Annotated in this window: 23 protein-coding genes, 2 pseudogenes and 1 riboswitch; of the genes and pseudogenes, 18 read left to right on the top strand and 7 right to left on the bottom strand. The window is 47.6% G+C overall.

Going from position 1 to position 22,847, the window contains the following annotated elements; all coding sequences use genetic code 11:
• Nucleotides 1-60 precede the first annotated feature (60 nt).
• From apbC to AAYN39_RS21205, 6 genes and pseudogenes are all read left to right on the top strand, one after another.
• The gene (gene apbC, locus AAYN39_RS21180; protein ID WP_001005426.1) at nt 61-1,170 is read left to right on the top strand and encodes an iron-sulfur cluster carrier protein ApbC; all 1,110 of its coding nucleotides are present in this window, start codon (nt 61-63) and stop codon (nt 1,168-1,170) included.
• 277 nt (nt 1,171-1,447) lie between these two features.
• On the top strand, nt 1,448-1,729 hold the full coding sequence (locus AAYN39_RS21185; protein WP_000760404.1) for a YehE family protein: 282 nt from the start codon (nt 1,448-1,450) through the stop codon (nt 1,727-1,729).
• Nucleotides 1,730-2,007: 278 nt separating this feature from the next.
• Nucleotides 2,008-2,538, top strand: coding sequence for a fimbrial protein YehD (yehD, locus tag AAYN39_RS21190; protein ID WP_000830686.1), 531 nt, complete (start codon nt 2,008-2,010; stop codon nt 2,536-2,538).
• A 55-nt stretch (nt 2,539-2,593) separates the two neighbouring features.
• On the top strand, nt 2,594-3,277 hold the full coding sequence (gene stcB, locus AAYN39_RS21195) for a fimbrial biogenesis chaperone StcB (RefSeq protein ID WP_000698775.1): 684 nt from the start codon (nt 2,594-2,596) through the stop codon (nt 3,275-3,277).
• Nucleotides 3,278-3,290: 13 nt separating this feature from the next.
• Nucleotides 3,291-5,779, top strand: a pseudogene (locus AAYN39_RS21200) (fimbrial biogenesis outer membrane usher protein).
• 15 nt (nt 5,780-5,794) lie between these two features.
• Nucleotides 5,795-6,802: a putative fimbrial-like adhesin protein gene (locus tag AAYN39_RS21205; protein WP_000765280.1), complete on the top strand. Its 1,008-nt coding sequence runs from the start codon at nt 5,795-5,797 to the stop codon at nt 6,800-6,802.
• Nucleotides 6,803-7,063: 261 nt separating this feature from the next.
• Here the strand turns inward: AAYN39_RS21205 and rcnB are convergent, their stop codons facing one another.
• The gene (gene rcnB, locus AAYN39_RS21210; protein WP_000837534.1) at nt 7,064-7,378 is read right to left on the bottom strand and encodes a Ni(II)/Co(II) efflux transporter accessory subunit RcnB; all 315 of its coding nucleotides are present in this window, start codon (nt 7,376-7,378) and stop codon (nt 7,064-7,066) included.
• A gap of 281 nt (nt 7,379-7,659) precedes the next feature.
• A riboswitch (TPP riboswitch) is annotated at nt 7,660-7,756 on the top strand.
• Between the two features lie 31 nt (nt 7,757-7,787).
• Here rcnB and thiM point away from each other — a divergent pair.
• Genes thiM through AAYN39_RS21225 form a run of 3 tightly spaced genes read left to right on the top strand, consistent with a single transcriptional unit; the run spans nt 7,788 to nt 10,154 of the window.
• Nucleotides 7,788-8,585 (top strand): hydroxyethylthiazole kinase, encoded by a 798-nt coding sequence (gene thiM, locus AAYN39_RS21215; protein WP_001182157.1) that lies wholly within the window; start codon nt 7,788-7,790, stop codon nt 8,583-8,585.
• On the top strand, nt 8,572-9,372 hold the full coding sequence (gene thiD, locus AAYN39_RS21220) for a bifunctional hydroxymethylpyrimidine kinase/phosphomethylpyrimidine kinase (RefSeq protein ID WP_001188955.1): 801 nt from the start codon (nt 8,572-8,574) through the stop codon (nt 9,370-9,372). The genes thiM and thiD overlap by 14 nt, the downstream gene beginning before the upstream one ends.
• A gap of 35 nt (nt 9,373-9,407) precedes the next feature.
• Entirely contained in the window at nt 9,408-10,154 is a 747-nt protein-coding gene (locus tag AAYN39_RS21225) for a GntR family transcriptional regulator (RefSeq protein ID WP_000434062.1), read from the top strand.
• Here AAYN39_RS21225 and AAYN39_RS21230 read toward each other — a convergent pair.
• From AAYN39_RS21230 to AAYN39_RS21240, 3 genes are read right to left on the bottom strand one after another with little or no spacing between them, the layout of a single operon-like run.
• A complete protein-coding gene (locus AAYN39_RS21230) occupies nt 10,128-11,093 on the bottom strand; it encodes a PfkB family carbohydrate kinase (protein ID WP_001012656.1) in 966 nt (321 codons plus the stop codon). The two genes, AAYN39_RS21225 and AAYN39_RS21230, sit on opposite strands and share 27 nt — an antisense overlap.
• Nucleotides 11,090-12,094 carry an ADP-ribosylglycohydrolase family protein gene (locus tag AAYN39_RS21235; protein WP_000642789.1) on the bottom strand — a complete coding sequence of 335 codons (1,005 nt, stop codon included), beginning with the start codon at nt 12,092-12,094 and terminating at the stop codon, nt 11,090-11,092. Before AAYN39_RS21235 ends, AAYN39_RS21230 begins: the two co-directional genes overlap by 4 nt.
• On the bottom strand, nt 12,091-13,362 hold the full coding sequence (locus tag AAYN39_RS21240) for a nucleoside permease (RefSeq protein WP_000858691.1): 1,272 nt from the start codon (nt 13,360-13,362) through the stop codon (nt 12,091-12,093). The genes AAYN39_RS21235 and AAYN39_RS21240 overlap by 4 nt, the downstream gene beginning before the upstream one ends.
• A 253-nt stretch (nt 13,363-13,615) precedes the next feature.
• On the opposite strand from AAYN39_RS21240, the gene fbaB reads away from it, so the two are divergent.
• A complete protein-coding gene (gene fbaB, locus AAYN39_RS21245; RefSeq protein WP_000129590.1) occupies nt 13,616-14,668 on the top strand; it encodes a class I fructose-bisphosphate aldolase in 1,053 nt (350 codons plus the stop codon).
• A gap of 52 nt (nt 14,669-14,720) precedes the next feature.
• On the opposite strand, the gene yegS is transcribed toward fbaB, so the two are convergent.
• The gene (gene yegS, locus AAYN39_RS21250; protein ID WP_001273393.1) at nt 14,721-15,620 is read right to left on the bottom strand and encodes a lipid kinase YegS; all 900 of its coding nucleotides are present in this window, start codon (nt 15,618-15,620) and stop codon (nt 14,721-14,723) included.
• Nucleotides 15,621-16,184: 564 nt separating this feature from the next.
• On the opposite strand from yegS, the gene steD reads away from it, so the two are divergent.
• Together steD and AAYN39_RS21260 are read left to right on the top strand one after the other, a co-directional pair.
• Nucleotides 16,185-16,520: a type III secretion system effector SteD gene (steD, locus tag AAYN39_RS21255; RefSeq protein WP_010989208.1), complete on the top strand. Its 336-nt coding sequence runs from the start codon at nt 16,185-16,187 to the stop codon at nt 16,518-16,520.
• Nucleotides 16,521-16,641: 121 nt separating this feature from the next.
• Entirely contained in the window at nt 16,642-17,058 is a 417-nt protein-coding gene (locus AAYN39_RS21260; protein WP_000287291.1) for a CesT family type III secretion system chaperone, read from the top strand.
• Between the two features lie 9 nt (nt 17,059-17,067).
• Here AAYN39_RS21260 and AAYN39_RS21265 read toward each other — a convergent pair.
• A pseudogene (locus tag AAYN39_RS21265) lies at nt 17,068-17,247 on the bottom strand (non-LEE encoded effector protein NleB); the annotation flags it as partial.
• Nucleotides 17,248-17,698: 451 nt separating this feature from the next.
• The gene (yegQ, locus tag AAYN39_RS21270; RefSeq protein WP_001517981.1) at nt 17,699-19,060 is read right to left on the bottom strand and encodes a tRNA 5-hydroxyuridine modification protein YegQ; all 1,362 of its coding nucleotides are present in this window, start codon (nt 19,058-19,060) and stop codon (nt 17,699-17,701) included.
• A gap of 163 nt (nt 19,061-19,223) precedes the next feature.
• Between yegQ and AAYN39_RS21275 the strand changes: the two genes are divergently transcribed.
• The 6 genes from AAYN39_RS21275 to AAYN39_RS21300 all read left to right on the top strand — a co-directional run bounded on the left by AAYN39_RS21275 (nt 19,224) and on the right by AAYN39_RS21300 (nt 22,657).
• On the top strand, nt 19,224-19,841 hold the full coding sequence (locus tag AAYN39_RS21275) for a hypothetical protein (RefSeq protein ID WP_000977162.1): 618 nt from the start codon (nt 19,224-19,226) through the stop codon (nt 19,839-19,841).
• A gap of 24 nt (nt 19,842-19,865) precedes the next feature.
• Nucleotides 19,866-20,063, top strand: coding sequence for a hypothetical protein (locus AAYN39_RS21280; RefSeq protein WP_000742015.1), 198 nt, complete (start codon nt 19,866-19,868; stop codon nt 20,061-20,063).
• A gap of 434 nt (nt 20,064-20,497) precedes the next feature.
• Complete coding sequence (locus AAYN39_RS21285) at nt 20,498-20,917, top strand: hypothetical protein (RefSeq protein ID WP_000502176.1); 420 nt, start codon at nt 20,498-20,500, stop codon at nt 20,915-20,917.
• Nucleotides 20,918-21,453: 536 nt separating this feature from the next.
• Nucleotides 21,454-21,714: a hypothetical protein gene (locus AAYN39_RS21290; RefSeq protein ID WP_072075450.1), complete on the top strand. Its 261-nt coding sequence runs from the start codon at nt 21,454-21,456 to the stop codon at nt 21,712-21,714.
• A gap of 9 nt (nt 21,715-21,723) precedes the next feature.
• A complete protein-coding gene (locus tag AAYN39_RS21295; protein ID WP_000873936.1) occupies nt 21,724-22,026 on the top strand; it encodes a hypothetical protein in 303 nt (100 codons plus the stop codon).
• A 130-nt stretch (nt 22,027-22,156) separates the two neighbouring features.
• The gene (locus AAYN39_RS21300; protein ID WP_000142760.1) at nt 22,157-22,657 is read left to right on the top strand and encodes a contact-dependent growth inhibition system immunity protein; all 501 of its coding nucleotides are present in this window, start codon (nt 22,157-22,159) and stop codon (nt 22,655-22,657) included.
• Nucleotides 22,658-22,847 lie beyond the last annotated feature (190 nt).

Consider the following 22,847-nt stretch of genomic DNA (forward strand, 5'->3'; position numbering starts at 1 on the left):
ACCGCTGGAGTAAACTACAAAGTTACAATCGTACTTTTCAGAACTACAAAAGGAGTCGGGATGAACGAACAATCCCAGGCCAAATCACCAGATACCCTGCGAGCGATGGTCGCCGGGACGCTGGCGAATTTTCAGCACCCAACCCTGAAGCATAACCTCACCACGCTTAAGGCGTTGCACCACGTCGCCTGGATGGATGATACGCTGCACGTTGAGCTGGTCATGCCGTTCGTCTGGAACAGCGCGTTTGAGGTATTAAAAGAGCAATGCAGCGCCGATCTGTTACGTATTACGGGCGCAAAAGCGATCGACTGGAAACTGTCGTACAACATTGCGACGCTGAAACGCGTCAAAAATCAGCCTGGCATTAATGGCGTGAAAAACATCATTGCCGTGAGCTCCGGTAAAGGCGGGGTGGGTAAATCGTCCACGGCGGTAAACCTGGCGCTGGCGTTAGAGGCTGAAGGCGCAAAGGTCGGGGTTCTCGATGCCGATATTTACGGTCCGTCGATCCCAACCATGCTTGGCGCAGAAGATCAGCGCCCGACATCGCCAGACGGTACGCATATGGCGCCGATTATGTCTCACGGCCTGGCGACCAACTCGATCGGCTATCTGGTGACTGACGATAACGCGATGGTATGGCGCGGCCCAATGGCCAGTAAGGCGCTGATGCAGATGTTGCAGGAGACGCTGTGGCCGGATCTGGATTATCTGGTACTGGATATGCCGCCGGGAACCGGGGATATTCAGCTAACGCTGGCGCAGAACATTCCTGTTACCGGCGCGGTGGTGGTGACTACGCCGCAGGATATCGCGCTAATCGACGCCAAAAAAGGTATCGTGATGTTCGAGAAGGTGGAAGTGCCGGTGCTCGGCATTGTGGAAAATATGAGTATGCATATTTGTAGCAACTGCGGCCATCACGAACCGATCTTCGGCACGGGCGGCGCGCAGAAGCTGGCGGAAAAATACCATACTCAGCTTCTGGGTCAGATGCCGCTGCATATTAGTCTGCGTGAAGATCTCGATCGCGGTACGCCGACGGTGGTTAGCCGTCCGGAGAGCGAGTTTACCGCGATCTATCGCGAACTGGCCGATCGCGTTGCGGCACAGCTTTACTGGCAGGGTGAAGTGATTCCGGGAGAAATCGCCTTCCGCGCGGTGTAATCCTCCTGACGTATTCCAAAGAGAATATGACATTCACTGCATTAATATATATTGATGCAGTGAATGTATTAATAAAATAATAGCCCCCGCATTGTTAATTCCTGCTTAAACAGACAGGTGTTTATCTGAAATAATCGGCAAAAACATTATTTGAATTGATCATACCTATCCTACTGATTTATTTTTTCAATTGGTTTTAAGGTATCGATACGTTCATACTGCTCATCAGGACGGCCTGCATACTGTTTGACGTTCACCAGAGGAACAATTACTCACTATGAAAAAATATTTGCTGATGGGAATTATAGTTTCGGCTTATGGGATAAGCGTACCTGTTTTTGCCTCCGACACCGCAACATTAACCATCAGTGGAAAAGTGACCGCGCCAACGTGCAGTACAGAAGTGGTAAACGCACAGTTGCAGCAGCGTTGCGGCAACACTATCCACGTTTCAACTCTGCAAACACCCGCCGCTACGCCGATGAGAGGTGTGACAACGCAGCTATACACGGTGCCTGGTGATAGCACCCGACAGATTGTTGTTAATCATTACGACTAATTCTTATTAATTCCGCAGGCCCATATCATTGATATCAATGATATGGGCTTTTTTATTTGTTGTGTTTATGTTTAAGGGCAGTAAATTTCGGAAATTAATAAGTTTACAAAATAATGATAAGCAATGATTATTTGTTGCAATTATATTGCAATCTGTAAATTGTTTTAAATCAACAAAACATCGTGTTTACATTGCGATAACTTCCTGTCTATGAGAATTTTCGTTGCAAGGGTTAATAACTCTTAACAAATAGAAATTACTTCATTAAGGAAGAGATTATGAAACGTTCACTTATTGCTGCTTCTGTATTGTCTGCTGTATTTATGAGCGCTGGGGCTTTTGCTGTTGATGAGTATGATTCAGGCGTTCTGAATATTAACGGAAAGGTGGTTGGTACTACCTGTCAATTTTTGGGTACGAACACCGCTGAAATTAGACTGAATGAAATTGGTGCGGATAAAATAATTAATTTAACCCCGGGTCAGATTTATGACGCAGTAACTAATCAAACTCAGATGCCGTTGAAAATAAAATGTCAACAGGGTGTAGCGCCGCGTATTACCTTCTCTTCAACGCAATTTGACAGCCACGATATCACATTTAATAACGGGTCTGCCAAAGGTGTCGGTTTTGCGGTTTACTACGGAAGTACGGATAATCAGATTGATCCAGAGACGGGGGTGACACTAGATCCAAATAGCAGCGGTGAATACGACCTGACTTTTTTAGCACGCTATGCGCGTTTAGACGGTGATGTTGCTTCTGGTGATGTTAGCTCAACACTGACTTTAACGGTTGTTACTGACTAATTTATTCAACCGGCGGCGTTCGTCGCCGGTTTTTTATAAGCAAGGCCGTGTAAATATGAAAATATTATCTGCAGTATTATTATCTGCCATAATTTTGCCTGCGCATGCTGGTATTGTTATTTATGGTACGCGTGTGATTTACCCGGCAGAGAAGAAAGAAGTCGTTGTACAATTGGTGAATCAGGGCGAGCAAGCTTCGCTGGTACAGTCCTGGATTGATGACGGTAACACTTCATTACCGCCAGAAAAAATTCAGGTGCCATTTATGCTGACGCCGCCAGTGGCGCGCGTTGCCGCTGAGTCTGGTCAGCAGATCAAAATCAAGAAAATGCCTAATAGCTTACCGGACAACAAAGAAAGTCTGTTTTATCTGAATGTGCTTGATATTCCACCAAACAGCCAAGAAAACGCCGGTAAAAATGTGCTTAAATTCGCAATGCAGAATCGAATAAAATTAATATGGCGCCCCAGTCGAATTGCCGCCGTAACCAAAGACAGTTTTCAGAGGATTGGTTTATTTCGCAGTAATAAAACTGTCATCATGAAAAATGATACTGCAAACTGGATTACCGTGACGGATGTAAAAGCAGGAAATACTAAGATTAATGATCAAACTATCATGCTGCCACCGCTATCGACGCAAAATATTAACATGAAATATGCGTCAACAAGCCAGTATGAAGTAACGATTATTGATGATAATGGTAACTATATTAGTAGCAAAATTAATGTAAAATAAACAGGAGTTCATCATGCTAAGGATGACGCCCATCGCTTCGCTTGTTTTATTGACTCTGTTTACCTGGCAAACGCAGGCTATCGCGACGGAAACGTTTGATACTCATTTTATGGTGGGGGAATGAGAGATCAAAAAATAACAAATTTCCATCTGGATGAGAATAAGCCAATTCCGGGACAGTACGAATTGGATATTTATGTCAACAATCAATGGCGAGGTAAATACGATATCATTGTTGCCGATGATCCCGGTAGCACGTGTATTTCAACTGAGTTGTTGAAAAATATTGGTGTGATAAGCGATGGTCTGCAACCGCAGGGAGCAACGGATTGTATTGCGTTAAAAGATGTCGTGAGAAGCGGTGGCTATACTTTTAATATTGGCGTTTTTCGGCTGGATTTGAGCGTTCCCCAGGCCTATGTAAATGAGGTCGAGGCGGGTTATGTATTGCCTGAAAACTGGGATCGCGGCATCAATGCATTTTATACTTCTTACTATGCCAGCCAGTATTACAGTGACTATAAGAATTCTGGCAGTAGTGAAAGTACTTACGTTCGGTTCAATAGCGGTTTCAATCTGTTGGGCTGGCAAGCGCATGCGGATACCACATTTAATAAAACCGATGGCAGCAGCGGTGAGTGGAAAAGCAACACATTGTATCTGGAGCGCGGTATCGCTGAGCTCCTCGGCACATTACGCGCCGGGGATCAGTATACCTCGTCAGAGATTTTTGATTCTGTGAGATTTACCGGCGTTCGCCTGTTCCGCGATATGCAAATGTTGCCAAACTCGAAACAGAATTTTACGCCGTTGGTGCAGGGGATTGCACAGACTAACGCTTTGGTAACCATCGAACAGAACGGATTCGTTGTTTATCAGAAAGAGGTTCCTCCTGGCCCCTTTTCCATTGCGGATCTGCAACTCGCGGGCGGTGGCGCGGATCTTGATGTCACCGTGCGTGAGGCGGATGGTTCGATAAATACCTGGCTGGTGCCTTACGCTTCCGTACCGAACATGTTGCAGCCTGGCGTCTCTAAGTATGATTTTTCCGCCGGCCGTAGTCATATTGAAGGCGCCGATAATCAGGCCGATTTTACACAAATCAGTTATCAGTATGGCCTTAATAACCTGTTGACGCTTTATGGCGGTACGATGCTATCGAACCATTATAATGCGTTTACCCTCGGCACGGGGTGGAATACCCGGATTGGCGCCATTTCGCTTGACGCTACGCGAGCGCACAGTAAACAGGATAATGGCGATGTATTTGATGGTCAGAGTTATCAGATTGCTTATAATAAATACCTGACCCAAACATTAACTCGGTTTGGTCTGGCTGCGTATCGGTATTCATCACAGGATTACCGCACATTTAACGATCATGTCTGGGCCAATAATAAAAATAACTATCGTCGCGATAAGAATGATGTATACGATATTGCTGATTATTATCAAAACGATTTTGGGCGTAAAAATACGTTTTCAGCTAATGTGAGCCAATCCTTGCCAGAAGGATGGGGCGCAGTATCACTGAGTGCATTATGGCGTGATTACTGGGGACGTAGCGGCACCAGTAAAGATTATCAAATAAGCTATTCCAATACGTTCCAGAAAATTAATTATACGTTATCCGCCAGTCAGACTTACGACGAGGATCATAATGAAGATAAACGTTTTAACCTGTTTATTTCAATTCCCTTTGACTGGGGGGACGGTATTACTACCCCGCGGCGTCATCTGAATGTGTCGAACTCGACGACCTTTGATGATGATGGATTTACCTCAAACAATATTGGTTTAACCGGTACGGCAGGCAGTCGCGATCAATTTAATTACGGCGTGAATGTTAGTCATCAGCGACACGATAGTGAGACCACAGCGGGGACGAATTTAACCTGGAATACGCCCGTTGCAACGCTTAATGGTAGTTACAGCCAGTCGTCCAATTATACTCAGACCGGCGGAAGTATTTCCGGTGGGGTTGTAGCCTGGAGTGGCGGGTTGAATTTATCCAGCCGGCTTTCAGATACCTTTGCGATTATGCAGGCTCCGGGACTTGAAGGAGCCTACGTTAACGGCCAAAAATATCGGACCACCAATAAAAAAGGAACGGTGGTTTATGACAACCTTACGCCATATCGCGAAAACCATCTTATGCTTGATGTGTCGCAAAGTAGCAGTGAAACGGAATTACGCGGTAACCGTAAAGTTGCCGCCCCGTACCGAGGGGCCGTCGTGCTAGTGAATTTTGATACCGACCAGCGTAAACCATGGTTTATTAAAGCGCAGCGTCCTGATGGCTCGCCTCTTATTTTTGGTTATGATGTAGTAGATCATCATGGTCATAATGTGGGCATTGTTGGACAAGGTAGTCAGCTATTTATTCGAACGAATGATATTCCGCCCGAAGTCAGTGTACCAGTAGATAAAGAGCAGGGGCTTTCATGTTCAATCACCTTTGGAAAAACGGTTGATGAAAGTAAAGTTTATATTTGTCGGTAGTGGTGAGGTGGTGAAATGAAACTCTTTCTTTTTATCGTGATGTTATTGATTTTACCTGAAACATACGCAGCCTGTACGGGAGAAATTACTTATCAGGATAATTTAATTATTCGTGAGGATTTTACGATTAACCCTAATCAGTCCGCAACTTATAGCCATAATTTTAACGATACAACTTGTTCAGGGACTTATAAGATAACGCGTATGGATCCTTCCGATATCATCGTGGGATTATACAATGATACAGTAAAACTGAAGTTAAAAATCGCCTGGGCAGATAATAATACTCTCACAATGCCGTTTACAACGGGCTATACGGTAACGGTTGAACCCGCTTCCTCTGGGGCGAATGTAAATATTTCTGCCGGTAGTGGGAACAGTGTCCTAATCAACGGGGTGGTATCAATAACAAGCGCTTCTTCTGCAACTCAGTTTACGGCCAGTTTGCGGTTTTTAGGGTGCCTGCTAGCAGGAAGAGGCTGGAATGCCTGTGCCGCAGATTATAATAGTTATCTTAGAGGTGCAGGGTTATATTCATTTGATCTGTTTGTGTCCTACGATCGCAAGCAGACAACCTGCAAACCTGAAGATCTGACGATCACGCTACCGAATATTGCGCTTTCTGAATTATATAACACAGGCAAGGTCAGCAACAAAAATGCCGCGGATAATATTCGACTCCAGTGTGATAATCTTTTTGGTAATGCTAAACAAACATCGCGTAAAATGACGGTTTATCTCTCCAGCAGTGATTTAATACCAGATAGCTATTCTGTGTTGCGTGGTGCTGTGAATAATGGCGTCGGATTTATACTGGAGAGCGGTGGAAAAACGGTGAATATTTCAAATACAGCAGAGCAGGGTAATGCTTCAACGTTATGGAAAGTGGATCAAGTAGGCACGCCGCTCAACAGTGATATGATAACAATCCCTATTATCGCCAGTTATTATGTTTATGACCGAGACAATATAAAGCCAGGCGATCTAAAAGCGACTGCGCTGATCTATGTGAAATACGATTAATATATATGAAAAACATTTAAGATATATGGCGCGATAGGTGAATGAACTTCCGGTCACTTACAATAATAAGTGACCGGGATGACAATCTTTCTGCAATAAATTCTAATGTGGTATGCGGTAGTTTCAAAAGGGCGAGATCCAGAGCGAATCGGGTAGTGAAGGCAGTCAACAAAAAGGAGGTTTGAAGGGGATAGAGTGATTAAGGGCTAATAAAAAAGTAACATGGGGCTGTATTTCCCCCTCTGGATGAGGGGGCTTTTTTTATCGATGATAAAAAATCTCGCCATCATAGGCTTTGATGATTTTTCCATCGGTATCGTTAATCAGTACATACGCGCCGCCCATATAGGTCCAGTGAGTACCGGCATCTGGCGCGGGCAGATTACGTAATTTCCACTGTTTAATATTATACTCATCGGTGCGGTACATTTGCGGAACGGTATCGCCGGGCTTGAAGTGGGTGAAGTCGGCGATAAAGCTTTTTAACTCATATTGATCAATGCCCGTTGTCGCGGGGGCGGCCCATGCAAAACTGGTTGCAAGCAACAGCGCGCAAGGCAGCAACTTACTTTTCATACTTTTACCCTCCACATATGCGGGTCAGTTAACATCGTGTGTATCATTTCTGCTGGTGGCGTATCTGACAAGCGCTATTTTGTTATCTCACGCCCCTTTTCGTAAAAAGTGTAAACGAAAGCGTCGTGCAGCAACATATCCGCCAGCAAGTTTGCCAGAACCGAATAGGTTTTGAGAACTATCTGATAACGCTAAAATTATCGTCCGCCGCTGACTGTAAATTTACATTGTCTGGCACAGACAGTATGCTTAATAGCGAAACCCCGCTTAACACGGTGGGGCTTGACGACTCGGGGTGCCCTTCTTTGTGAAGGCTGAGAAATACCCGTACCACCTGATCTGGATAATGCCAGCGTAGGGAAGTCTGACACTGCTCGTGTCCCTTCTTCACGCGGGCAGGAGCTGAACCATGCAGCCTGACCTGCACTGCCGCACGCTTGCGGCGCATACGTTAAAACACTTTCGCGCGCTCTCCCCGCTTACGCACTGTATGACGAATGACGTCGTACAAACGTTTACCGCCAATACGTTGCTGGCGCTGGGCGCTTCACCCGCCATGGTGATTGATCCTGTCGAGGCCAGACCGTTTGCCGCCATCGCCAACGCCTTGCTGATTAATGTCGGAACATTAACTGCCTCACGCGCTGACGCGATGCGTGCGGCGGTAGAAAGCGCTTATGATGCCAAAACGCCGTGGACGCTTGATCCTGTCGCGGTGGGCGCGCTGGAATTTCGTCGGCGATTTTGCCTGGATCTCTTGTCCCTGCGCCCGGCGGCAATACGCGGCAACGCCTCGGAAATCCTGGCGTTATCCGGCATGGCGCTGGGCGGACGCGGCGTAGATACCACCGAGGCGGCGTTGGCCGCACTGCCTGCGGCGCAGGCGCTGGCGCGTCAGATAGACTGCATCGTTGTGGTTACCGGAGAGATAGATTACGTCACTAATGGTCAGCGCACGCTGAGCATTCCCGGCGGCGATCCGTTAATGACTCGCATTGTAGGCACCGGCTGCGCGTTGTCGGCGGTTGTCGCCGCCAGTTGCGCGTTACCGGGCGCCGCGCTGGACAATGTCGCGTCGGCCTGCTGCTGGATGAAACTGGCTGGACAGGTCGCGGCAGAGCGTAGCGAAGGACCGGGCAGCTTCATCCCGGCTTTTCTTGATGCGCTCTATCATCTGGATATGGAGGCGGCCAATGCAACGAATTAACGCGCTGACGATTGCCGGCACCGATCCCAGCGGCGGGGCCGGTATCCAGGCGGATCTCAAGACCTTTTCCGCGCTGGGCGCATATGGCTGTTCGGTCATCACCGCGCTGGTGGCGCAAAATACCTGTGGCGTACAGTCGGTGTACCGGATAGAGCCGGACTTTGTCGCCGCTCAACTTGATTCCGTGTTCAGCGATGTGCGCATTGATACCACAAAAATCGGGATGCTGGCGGAAACCGATATTGTCGAGGCCGTGGCGGAGCGACTACAGCGTCATCATGTACGTAATGTGGTGCTGGATACGGTGATGCTGGCGAAAAGCGGCGATCCGCTGCTCTCGCCCTCTGCGATAGAAACATTACGCGTCCGGCTGTTGCCACAGGTATCGCTGATTACGCCTAATTTGCCGGAAGCCGCAGCGTTGCTGGATGCGCCCCATGCACGTACGGAACAGGAGATGCTGGCGCAGGGGCGGGCGTTACTGGCGATGGGGTGTGAAGCGGTATTGATGAAAGGCGGGCATTTAGAGGATGCGCAAAGCCCGGACTGGCTCTTTACCCGTGAGGGCGAGCAACGTTTTAGCGCGCCGCGTGTGAACACCAAAAATACGCATGGGACGGGCTGTACGCTGTCGGCGGCGCTGGCGGCGTTACGGCCCCGGCATCGCTGTTGGGGAGAGACGGTAAACGAGGCGAAGGCATGGCTTTCGGCGGCGCTGGCGCAGGCGGACACGCTGGAAGTGGGGAAGGGCATTGGTCCGGTACATCATTTCCACGCGTGGTGGTAGTATACTGCCTACAGACCCGTCGTCAGGAAAGATAAATGGAACAAGCGCATACCCGGCTCATCGCGCAACTGAATGAACGAATTTCAGCGGCGGATAATACGCCGCTATACATGAAATTCGCCCAGACGGTAAAGGATGCCGTGCGCAGCGGTATTCTTGAGCACGGTAATATTTTGCCTGGCGAACGCGATCTCAGCCAGCTTACCGGCGTCTCGCGCATCACGGTACGAAAAGCGATGCAGGCGCTGGAAGAAGAGGGGGTCGTCACGCGCGCCCGCGGCTACGGTACGCAAATCAATAATATCTTTGAATATTCCCTGAAAGAGGCGCGGGGATTTTCTCAGCAGGTTGTCTTGCGCGGCAAAAAACCGGATACGCTATGGGTTAACAAACGCGTGGTAAGTTGTCCGGATGAGGTCGCGCAGCATCTGGCGATCCCCGCAGGCAGCGACGTCTTTTTACTCAAACGCATTCGTTATGTTGATGAGGACGCGGTATCGATTGAAGAGTCCTGGGTGCCCGCGCATCTGATTCATGATGTCGACGCGATTGGCATTTCGCTGTATGACTATTTTCGTCGCCAGCACATTTACCCTCAGCGTACCCGATCCCGCGTCAGCGCCCGGATGCCGGATGATGAGTTTCAGTCGCATATTCAAATGGATGGTAAAGTGCCGGTGCTGGTGATTAAGCAGGTGGCGCTCGATCAGCAGCAGCGGCCTATTGAATACAGCATCAGTTATTGTCGTAGCGACCTATACGTTTTTGTGTGCGAGGAGTAGCGCCTCGCGCGTGGGCGCGCAGTCGCCGCCGCGATGCCCGACCACCCAGCTCGCCACCGCATTTCCCAGCAGTACGGCATCCGCGAGCGACCAGCCTGACGCCAGTCCTGCCAGCACGCCGCCAGCATGGCTGTCGCCTGCGCCGATGGTATCCACCACGGTTGCCGGAAACGCTGGCACAACGCCGGAAGATTGCGCGCTAAAATACCACGCTCCGTCTTTATCGTGGCGCACCACCAGCGGCGCGGAAAAGCGTTTTACCCATGCTTCGCCGAAAGTGCGGGTATCGGTCGCAAGCCCGGCGCGTTCCGCGGCGATGATGGCTTCCTGGCGATTGAGGGATACGATGGGCCGGCAGGCCATAATGCGCGCCATTGCATCGTCTGTAATATCACCGATTCGCGGGCCAAAATCGATAAAAGGCGTTACATCGTCGACGGTTTCCAGCCACTGGATCAGTGGCTCGCCACAGGACGAGGCCAGTTGATAGCCGGACAGGTAGACAAGACTGCCCCGCGGTGTCCTGAGCTGCGACAGCCAGTCCGCATTCCACTGGTTTTCCACGCCGCTAAAAGACATAAACGTGCGTTCGCCATCCGGTTCGACTAACGCCAGACACCAGCCGTTATCTCCTTCAACCGCGTCAATCACGCTGGATAATCCCTCTTTTGCCAGACGGCGGCGAATCCTCTCCGCCCACACGCCCTGGCCCAGCGGCAGCGCATTGCTGGCGTCAATCCCCAGTCGTTTCAACGCCACGGCAATATTCAGCGCACAGCCGCCGACATTGACGCTCTGTTGTTGCAGTTCAATATCGCCTCCGCGACGCGGCAACGTCCAGGCGTCGGCAATGATATCGATCACTGCCGCGCCGATAACGGTGAGCGGACGCCGGGTATGCAGGGTCGGTAATAATGTCAGCAACCGTGCGCCGTTCATAGTGCCTCCCGCCGTTGACGATAGCTCGCCAGCGCAACGGCATAGCGCGCAAAATCCAGCTGATTAACCTTGTCCAGCGTTTGCTTTAACTGGGGGTTAATGGCGCTTACCCCGTGCAACGCGCCGCAAATGGCGGTAGCCATCGCGCCGATAGTGTCGGTATCGCCGCCGAGGTTAGCGCACAGCACGGCACAGCGGTTAGGATCGGTATTCGCCAGCTCCACCATGGCGATAGCGCAGGGAACCGATTCAATGGTGCTGGTTCCCGCGCCGATGATCTGATAGAGCTGTTCGCTGGCAGATTCGACGCCGTCGGCGTGGCGGACAATGTTTAGCGCCAGTTCCAGACGTGCCGATAGCGAGGCGCTAAACGTGGTAATACGCGCTGTCTGCGCCTGATGGGCGATGGCGGGGAGCGAGTCGGCAATACTTTGCCACGTGTCGCCGTTAACCGCTCGCGAGACGGCCCAGGCGACAACCACGGCGCCAGCCACCGCCAGATCGGATTTATGCGTCGGGCTGGAGGCTAACGCTACTTCTGCTATAAAGGCTGTCAGGTTAGTTGGCGGCAACAGGCAGCCCAACGGCGAAACGCGCATGGCCGCGCCGTTAGTCACGCCGTTATTTTCCAGCGCCGCGATGGGTTTGCCGTCGCGAATCGCATTCAGCGCAATTTTTGACGTCGGGCCGAGTACATTTTTATTGAACGCATCAAAGCGTTCCGCCCAGGCGAGGATGTTACGCCCAATAATCTCGGGATCAATGTTGCCTTCGCATTCGAGTAGCGCGTCGGCCAGGCAGAGCGCCATTGCGGTATCGTCCGTAAACTCCGCGCGGTTAAAATAGCAGGCGGCATTATTTTCTTTTGGGCCGGGCAGAAAGCGGTCAATCCAGCCGAAATGCGCTTTGACGCGCGTTCTCGGCCACAGCTCAGAGGGCATTCCCATCGCATCCCCTAACGCTTGCCCGTAAAGAGCACCGAGAATACGTTCTGCTTTCATTTTACTTCCCCTTGTGTCAACGCAATATCGCGATCGTCAATAGCAGTGATCTCTTTGTCCGATTCGCGAAAGAAAATCATAAACAGTAGCGCGATGACGGCAATCATCACTGCGCCAAACGTCCACATGCCCGCCCAGTTGAATGTCAGACCGTTAACCGGTTGCGGATAAGCAAACATTTTTTCCATCATCACGCCGCCGAGACGATAGCCCAGCAGGCTGCCGAATCCCTGACAGCAGAGGGTGATAAGCCCTTGCGCAGCGGTACACATATGAACCGGCGCTTTTTTATCGACATAAATGTAGGCGGTGACGTAGTAGAAATCGTAACTTACGCCGTGCAGCAAAATACCGAGGAACAGCAGGGCGTAAGTGAAGTACGTCTCCGCGCCGCCATAGACAAAAAAGCCGTAGCGGATCGCGGCGGTAATAAGACCAAGTAATAATACCTTTTTAATACCAAAGCGCTTAGTGAAAAAGGGTAGCGCCAGCATAAAGAAGATTTCAGAGAACTGGCCGAGCGTCATCCAGCCGGTGGCGTTTTTCATTCCCACTTCTGTCAGATAGCCGTTAGCGAAGATGTAGTAGAAGGCCAGCGGCATCGCAAACAGGAAGGAACAGAAGAAGAAAACGAGAAAGTTTTTATCGCGCAGCAGAACCAGCGCATCCAGCCCCAGCATCACTTTAATATCCATCTTGCCGGTGCTTTTTGGCGGCGTGTCTGGCAGACAGAACGCAAATACGCCCAGCAACGCTGAACTTGCGGCGGTTATGAGCAGTGGAATGTTGGTGGGGGAAATATCGTTATAGCCTAACATTTGCGGCAAGAATCCACAGGCGAGGCCGGAGGCAATCCACCCAATGGTTCCCATAACGCGAATGCGTGGAAAATCGCGTTCAACGTCCGGTACGTTAGCGAAGGCAATGCTGTTTGTCAGCGCGATGGTCGGCATATAGGTCAATGAATAGGCCAGGAGCAGCGGAAAGAATCCGGCAAAGGTGGTTTGCTGTGCCGCGAAATACATCAGTACGGCACCCGCAAACATCAGTACCGCCAGGACTTTTTGCGCTGAGAAAAAACGGTCGGTAACGGAGCCGACCAGAATCGGCGACAGGATCGCCGCAATGGCGGTACAGGCATAAGACCAGCCTATTTCACCGGCGGAAAACCCGCTTTTATTTAGCCATAGCCACAGGGGGACGAACCAGGCGCCCCAGATAAACCACTCCACGAACATCATGAACGACAGTTTAAAGGTCGTTTTCATTTTTGAATCCTTCATGACAGGTAAGGTACGCCACGACAATACCACTTAATAATACCTTTTAAATACCATTGAGCATTAATTTTGACCGATCTAACACTTTTTCGGACGTGAATCGAGTCAGCAGATAGCGCCGAAAAAATGCGCTAAAGTTGGCAAAAATGGTCGGTCAGTACCAGGCTTATTGCGACCCGCAATCTGCGGGGCAGGACTATTCACCTTCCGATACCCTATCGGAACTTACGGGAGCATAGCTATGACTGATATTGCGCAGTTGCTTGGCAAAGACGCCGACAGCCTTTTACAGCATCGTTGTATGACCATTCCTTCCGATCAGCTTTATCTACCCGGCAAGGATTACGTTGACCGGGTGATGATTGACAATAATCGTCCACCAGCCGTTCTGCGTAATATGCAGACGCTCTATAATACTGGACGCCTGGCGGGAACAGGATACCTTTCGATACTGCCCGTCGATCAGGGAGTGGAGCACTCCGCCGGCGCTTCTTTTGCGGCCAACCCGCGCTACTTTGACCCAAAAAATATTGTTGAATTGGCGATTGAGGCCGGCTGTAACTGCGTGGCCTCTACCTACGGCGTACTGGCCTCGGTTTCACGGCGCTATGCGCACCGTATTCCGTTTTTGGTCAAACTGAATCACAACGAAACATTGAGCTATCCGACAGAGTACGATCAGACCCTGTACGCCAGCGTTGAGCAGGCGTTCAATATGGGCGCCGTGGCGGTAGGCGCGACGATCTATTTCGGTTCGGAACAGTCCCGTCGCCAGATTGAAGAGATCTCCGCCGCTTTTGAGCGTGCGCATGAGCTGGGTATGGTGACCGTATTGTGGGCTTACCTGCGTAATTCTTCCTTTAAAAAAGACGGCGTCGATTACCATGTATCCGCTGACCTGACGGGGCAAGCCAACCATCTGGCCGCTACGATTGGTGCGGATATTGTGAAACAGAAAATGGCCGAGAATAATGGCGGTTATAAAGCGGTCAACTTCGGCTATACCGACGATCGCGTGTACAGCAAACTGACCAGCGATAACCCGATTGATTTGGTTCGTTACCAGTTGGCGAACTGCTATATGGGACGCGCCGGGCTTATCAACTCCGGCGGCGCGGACGGCGGTGACACTGATCTCGGCGACGCGGTTCGTACCGCGGTGATCAACAAACGAGCCGGTGGAATGGGACTAATTCTGGGACGTAAAGCCTTTAAGAAATCGATGGCTGATGGCGTGAAGTTGATTAATGCCGTACAGGATGTCTATCTGGATAGCAAAGTCACCATCGCCTGAGTTCAACGAAGAAAAGCCGGATGTGAGCGCATCCGGCCAGCGACTGGTGTTATTAACGTAGCAACGGGCAGTCTGGCGGCAGCCGACAGCGTAATGCGCCAGGCAGCACCTCAATATGAAATTCTTGCCCGCTGAGTGGTTCGCCATCCAGATTGAACGTGATTTCATGCGGTGCATGAATATCAAACCACGCTGAGGCGCCGTCAATAATATTCGGATTGTCATCTGACTGCGTGAGTGTGGAAAACAGCGCCGGCAGCAGTTCTTCGCCGGTAAAAATCCGTAGCTGTAACAGTCCGTCGTTAATCAGCGCGGTGGGACATAATTGCTGCCCGCCGCCGGCCTGACGACCGTTGCCGATGCCGATCACCAGCGCATCTCCCTGCCAGTGAAAGTTTTCGCCACGTATTTCGCAGCGGTCAGGGGTCAGCGTATCCATTCTCATCAGACCGTGAATAAGATAGGAGACGCCGCCCAACGCGGCTTTAAGTTTTTCCGGCGTTTCGGTGGTAATGCGGGTGCCAAAACCGCCCGTCGCCATATTGATAAAACAGGTTTTATCATTGACCCTGGCCATATCAATTTCCATCGCGTTTCCGGCAATCGCCAGTTTCAGCGCTTTGTCCAGCGCTTCAGGAATACCGGCGCTGGTGGCAAAATCGTTGGCGGTGCCGAGCGGCAAAAGGCCCAGTGCGGGGGCTACGCCGTCGCGGATCTGGATGAGCGCGGTAGACACTTCATTAATGGTACCGTCTCCGCCGCCGGCAATCACCGTTTCAACGCCCAGTCTACGGGCTTCATCAACGTAACGCTGCGCGTCGCCTTTTTCCCAGGTTACCCGAACGTGAATCTGTATGCCTTCGTCGCGAAGTAGCGTAATGGCCTCACGTAGCGGCTGGTTATCAGCGCTTTTGCCATTGAGGATCAGTAAGCTGGCGGGAAAGTTAGCTATCCGTTATGCCTTAATAGGTTGAACAACAATCTCCAGAAAGTGTATAGCAGAAATGAAAAAGCGAGGTCAGAACAGGATGAAAATTGAAACGTTGCGCACTTATTGCTTTACCGTTTTTCTTCCTGCTGTACGCAGCGGTAAGCGAAGCATGGTTTAAGGCAAATGGCGACAAGAGAGATGCCGGTATGCGCATTGAGTAGCGCTTGTGAGAGTGCAAGGAAACCACAAGGGGTAGCCAGACGCTTTCCGATATAGCGCCTTTAATAACGAAACGGAGGATTAACAAGACGAACATACGTCAGTTATCAGTATTAATTTCAAACACCACAATATCAGATAAAAACCTGATATTTATTACCAAACATACTTTTTAATAGCATAAAATCGAAATGTTCTTTAGACTGCTTTGGCAGGAACAAGACGCACTATTAGCAGTACACTATTCTTGTTATCAAATAAAACCTATTTAGATGATGACTTAGCGCAGTGTCTTATAGTCGTACCGTTGCCTGAGGTATCGCTTTTCTCATAAACATAAACAGGCATGTGCATGAAGAGGTTTATATGAATGTCACTTCAGGCGTGAATGCGCAAACGCCATTGCTCCCCCCTTCTGAATGGGGTGATGACGAAAAACCGGTAGCTGAAATCGTTGAGTTTAACGCTTACGGCAATAAACCCAGATGTTTAATGTGCCTGGGAACCACGGCATTGTTTACAGGTGCTTTCAGTGGGGTATGCTCAGGGGCTGTCGCCAGTGTCAGTAGTGGTGCTGCATATACTACCGCTCTGACGATTTTAGGCGCATCGTTTGGCATGGGGGGAATTGGTATGATGGGAATATGCGCCGGACTATACCTTAGCGCAAATGGCGTCAGAACCCGGCCAGCCTGGCCATAAATGAGCAAACACAGCAAGTCATAGGGAAAAGATGAATTCCGGAGATGACACGGGGTGTTAAGCGTCCAGACCAGAGGCTTATGACTTATATAGAAACGCTTTAGATAGAGTATGGGGTGTTATGTATTCAAGAGCCGATCGCTTATTAAGACAGTTTTCACTGAAATTAAATGCCGATTCAATTGCCTTTGACGAAAACAGATTATGCTCATTTATTATAGATAACCGTTACCGTATCTTACTAACAAGCACTAACAGTGAGTATATAATGATATACGGTTTTTGCGGAAGACCTCCGGATAATAATAATCTTGCTTTTGAATTTCTCAATTCTAATTTATGGTTTGCAGAGAATAATGGACCACATTTGTGTTATGATAATAACTCACAATCATTATTACTGGCTCTAAATTTCTCACTCAATGAAAGTTCTGTAGAGAAACTTGAATGTGAAATTGAGGTGGTTATTAGATCAATGGAGAATCTGTATCACATTTTACAGGATAAAGGAATAAATCTGGATACCGATTATACGTGACGGTGGGAAGGGTGTTTGGTGATCTGGTGGTAATAGAGGATAATCAACCCCAGCAAAACTTACATGGCCTGATGAAGATGGACTGAGCGTAGGTGCGATGGTTTGAGTATTACTTTGACATGAAATCAAACCTCTAATCCGGGAAAACATTATTTTAATCCTTGTAAAAGCGGCATTAAAACGTGCCATAACTTTACACGCTTAAATTATCAGTTTTTAACCTTAATTTAATAACCTGGAAACTTTTTGTGTAAGTACTCACAAAGCAGTTATTGATTTAATTCACTGATTTTAAACGTAAACGTCAGAATGCTAAGTCCTGAGTCTGACCAGATGCAGGGAGGATTGTGACTTGCTGGCTGGCCATGAATAGGGGAGGTCTCTAAACCTAAGCGCCCATTTGCGCTTTGGTTAGTGTGGTCAATTTTCGGATGTGGCGGGAAGTACCACTTTTTTATTGATTATACGCAAAAAATAAGCCTGCGTAAGGGAGATTACGCAGGCCAAGGAGGTGGTTCCTGGTACAGCTAGCATTTATGGGTTATGTTTTTCAGCGCGTTGAATAATACCCGCATTGAGCGAAGCGGTATGTGATCAATTTCTAAGAATCTTCCCGCCATGAAAAAATAACCGCAATTAACTACTTAGCATGGGGGTTACGCGTTGATTCGCCTGAGAAATTACGCATCAATAGTGCGTAATCCAGCGTAACGTCCTGCGGGACGGGCATCCAGACGGTATAGCCATCGCCAGGCGCCACCGGCATAGCGTCGCCTTTGGCGTTCTCCATCTGTTCCAGAGTGAAATTGATATTTCCCTGCGGAGTCATCAGCTCCAGACTATCGCCAACGGAGAATTTATTCTTCACCGCCACGGCCGCCAGTTGGCCTTTACGCTCGCCGGTGAACTCGCCGACAAATTGCTGGCGTTCGGAAACGGAGTACCCGTACTCGTAATTCTGGTAATCGTCGTGCGTATGGCGACGCAGGAAACCTTCGGTATAGCCGCGATGAGCCAGACCTTCCAGCGTTTCCAGCAGCGTAGGGTCGAAGGGTTTACCCGCGGCGGCGTCGTCGATGGCCTTACGGTAGACCTGGGCGGTACGGGCGCAGTAATAAAAGGATTTGGTGCGGCCTTCGATTTTCAGCGAGTGGACGCCCATTTTCGTCAGGCGCTCCACGTGGGCGATAGCGCGCAAATCTTTTGAGTTCATGATATAGGTGCCATGCTCGTCTTCGAACGCGGTCATGTATTCGCCCGGTCTTTGGGCCTCTTCTATCATAAACACTTTATCCGTCGGCGCGCCGATACCGAGCGTCGGCTCAACGTTCTGTACCGGAATCGGTTCATGCTTATGCACGATGTTGCCGACAACGTCTTCTTTTCCTTCCTGCACGTTATATTCCCAACGGCAGGCATTGGTGCAGGTGCCCTGGTTCGGATCGCGTTTATTGATGTAGCCGGAAAGCAGGCAGCGACCGGAATAGGCCATGCATAGCGCGCCGTGGACGAAAATTTCTATTTCCATATCCGGCACCTGCTGGCGAATTTCCTCAATCTCTTCCAGCGACAGCTCGCGGGAGAGAATCACGCGGGTCAGCCCCATCTGCTGCCAGAATTTTACCGTCGCCCAGTTTACGGCGTTAGCCTGTACCGACAGGTGAATCGGCATTGCCGGGAAGTGCTCGCGTACCAGCATAATCAACCCTGGATCGGACATGATCAGCGCATCCGGGCCCATCTCGACGACGGGTTTCAGGTCACGGATAAAGGTTTTGAGCTTGGCGTTATGCGGGGCGATGTTCACCACCACGTAGAATTTTTTTCCGAGCGCGTGGGCTTCGTTGATGCCAAGCTGCAAATTTTCGTGATTGAATTCGTTATTGCGCACGCGTAAAGAGTAACGCGGTTGGCCCGCATAGACGGCATCGGCACCGTAAGCGAAAGCGTAACGCATATTTTTCAGCGTTCCCGCTGGCGAAAGGAGTTCTGGTTTAAACATCATTTTCTCGTTCTGATGACAGGTCAGATCCGCCTCACCTGATGAGGCGGCTGGAAGAGAGTCCTCACTTTAAGGGCGGGCATTGTACGCTTACGGACAGGCCGAGTAAATATTGCGAGAGTATATTGGCGCTAATAGAACACCGGATGTTAATGGGGAGCCAATGATGAAAATGAGCCGCACGGCCATCGCGCTGAGTTTGCTGGGAATGGCCGCGCATCCCGTTTGTGCCGCTCCGTCGTTTGAAGAGACGGCGAGACAGGTGATTATCGCTTTTCAGCAGCGAGACAACGCGAAAATTAATGCCCTGATTGATAAAAAAGTCGGGATGTATGTGCTGTACCGAATTGGGGCTGGGTTTGATTATAAATGGATGAAAAAATTTGATATTAATAAACCGATACCTGACTTTAACTACCTGTTGGGGCAGGTAGGTTGGTTTTCAGAGCATATTCCTGTGGATAAGGAATTTGATCACCACACGGAGGTTGAGTACGTTTGTGAAAAGGGATGGGATCACGCCGGTTTTTTTGTCAGCTATACCGGTTCTGATAATGCGCTGCTGACGTTTAGCATGGTGAATGGAGCGGATAGTGGGGATCAGGCGTCGGATACCCGTATAGCAAACGCCAGGCGGCTTGAGCTGCAATCAGAGCGAGTGGTGGCAGTGCCGAAAGAATGGGGTGATGGTTTGATTTTTCATCTGAGCGAGCTTCATGGCTTGGGCAAAGGGTGGAGTTTAACGCTGCTGGATTTGGTCACGGAAGATTGTAGTGCGTGAGGCATATATGTTTAATCAGGGTAAATGGCTGCTTATTTATATCTTTCTGCTATCAGGATGTTATGGCACCCCCTCAATATTCAGAATTTAAATAAAGCATTTCCTGAATATGAAACTAATTCACTAAAAAATAAAGGTGAAATCACCTCGGCAACATGCATTAAAGAAAATACAAAAGGTCATTTGACTTATTATAGCGTCAGCGATCCCGTCTTTAACTAATTCGGGTCACGTTATGTATCCACTATGGGGAATCTTTATATATTCCGAAAAAAAACACAATGATATTCTTAATGCAGATAAGAGAGTAATCTTAGGGTGTGCAGGTTTGTAAACCAGGGTATGGCGGTAGCGTTATTTTTTAACGAGGTATCATCAGAGGTAGAATTAACGATCGCAGACGATACTCAGTACTAAGAGGAAATCAGGTTGAGGTTGAACAGAAAATGATAAATACGTATTGATAAGATGGAATCCATTGAATCTACTTATTAGTAGATTTTATTATGAAAAATATATTTTTCTTGATGTTTTTTACGCATTGCGCAATAGCAAATCCTTGCCGCCTTGATGCAACTTGAGTGATTTTGTGTATAGTGTGACAATGCTGAATACTGAATTGATACCTTCTACATATTAAATCAGGGGGTAGTTGTATGGGCGATTTTATAAAATATCTATTTATTTTTCCTTGCTTATGGAGCGCAAATTCTTTTGCGATTACTCAAACTCAATGGGATGGTAACTTTAGAGTCGAGGAACTTGGCGAGCAGTTAAATGATAGGAGTCAGGTTTTTTTACAATATAATTTAAAGATAGATAGTAAAAATAATCGTGCTTCTTTATCCATGACAACTTGGCATGCGGGGATAACATGCATTGGTGACTACTCTTTAAAAATCAATTCTGGTGTTTTGGTATTATACTATAACGGCGACGAGGAAAATGCATGTCCATATCCATCACCGCAATTTGAGATAAGCAATAAAGGAAAAGAGTATTATATAAAAGGAAAAATGTTTTCATATTCTCAGCCTGGTGAGTGGTTGCCACTCAAACGTATTACACTAAAATAATTCTATATTCCATAAATTATGACGATGAAGTTAATGATGGTATAAAATATTAAATGGATATGTCGTGAACATATTTTTGTTATATGTTTTCAATGTGTATGACAAGAAAATTTGCATGAAAACATTATATGAGACGGTTTGAAAAATGAATGAAGTTCACATAAAAGCAAGGTCATTCTGAAACGAATTTGTCAAATTTGCTGAATTATATATCAATAATTACTGAGTATCGACAACAATGTAAAATCGAGTACAAATTCACGGATTCTCTTTTGCTGATGGTTTGTGCAGTAATTGGTAGGACTGAAGGTTAGGGGAGTATATGAAGAAAACAATATTGTCTTTTGTTCTGTGCTTTTTTGTGAATTTTTGTCTTGCAGATATGCATATTTTAAAGATAAATAAATCACACTATATGCGCTTTTTGCCATAAAAATGTGTAATAGCACATCAATTATAAAGAATAGAGAATATGGCGGGTTAGTCTGTAAACCTATAGTAATAAATGTATTGCAACTGAAGCTAAGTAGTGAAGCTTGGTTGGTTTTTCTCCGTCAAATAGCTCTTGTCCTTTTGGCTCGACTAAGGTTGGTGATTATCATACACATGGCTTTTACTCTGATCTAAAGGGGAATCCAGTATTACCTCAATATGAGGCATATGACTCTTTACATTTTTCACCGCAAGATATTTCTGGGATTGCAAGTGATGGTATAGGTAATCCTGATTATACTGGCTTTTTGGGGACTCCAGATAATAAATATTATAAGTTTACCCCTGGAACTGGAAAAAACTGAGGGAATGAAATGAAATATATTATTTTTGCATTTATTTTTCTAATTCCGTTAAGATGTATGAGTGAAAAACTTGTTTTTTTAGATGAAGTACAAACAAAAACTATGAATGTTGCTTTTTCACATTTTAGAGAGCATACAAACTGGGGCTTATTTAATACCATGATACAGGATGATGATGAAAATATTAAAATCGCATTCTATTGTAAATCTCATCTGGAAGAAGCCCGTGGTGGCGGTATGGAGCAAATTATTTATATAATTTCAAAAAAAGATTTTAAAATTGAAAAAATAAACAAAAGTTATAGCAAATGAAATGATATAAATTGTTGAGTAATTGGTGAATATTCTCTGGTGTTACCCCCGAGCAAATGGAACAAGTACAGCGAGCTATTGACTATGGTTCAACGAAAGGTGTGACTGTAGTTTTTACAGGAGCAGGAAAATGACATTTATATTTGATGTAAATAAAGAGTATCACGCGGGTGCTAACCTGACAGATAAGTTTTTATGTTTAGAAACTTATTCGGGATTGGGGCGCTATTCTTCAGATCCTGATTACCCTTGTCAGTTATTATCTATTGATTCGGATGATGTATGTATCGGTCATGAATTATTACAAGCATTAAAAAATAGCAGAACTTACACCCCAGAAGAGAGTGAAGAGTATCTTTCTTTAGAGAAAACACAGGTGGAGTATGATGAGTGGGTCACTGTATTGATGGCAAAATATAATTATAGAACCAGGCGTGCATTATTTAAAAACATGAAGTATTGCTCAATTATATGCGTGAATAATATTATTAAGATACAACCTACTCGACATACTAAACTTGAAGGGTGGAGCTGGGCCGGACATGACAAAGATGTAATTAGATTGCCTGTTACCAGCGAACCAGAGAAAATTGGAAGTGCATTGAGACAGGCATTTGAATGTTGTGATTAATAGCCTGATGATAGGTTATTTATGTTTGATAGAAATAAGACAATAAATTTACAATTGTTGTAAGGTCTGATTGATGTTAAAAATAGTTATGCTTTTTTTGATGTTTTTTCCCTGTTATTGCTTACCTATGGATATTAAAAATATAAAAGATTGTAAGTTGGAGGAAGGTAATAGAGTTAAATTAATTTCA

The sequence above is a fragment of the Salmonella sp. K21076 genome (assembly GCF_039650795.1).
In the GTDB taxonomy this organism is placed as follows: domain Bacteria; phylum Pseudomonadota; class Gammaproteobacteria; order Enterobacterales; family Enterobacteriaceae; genus Salmonella; species Salmonella enterica.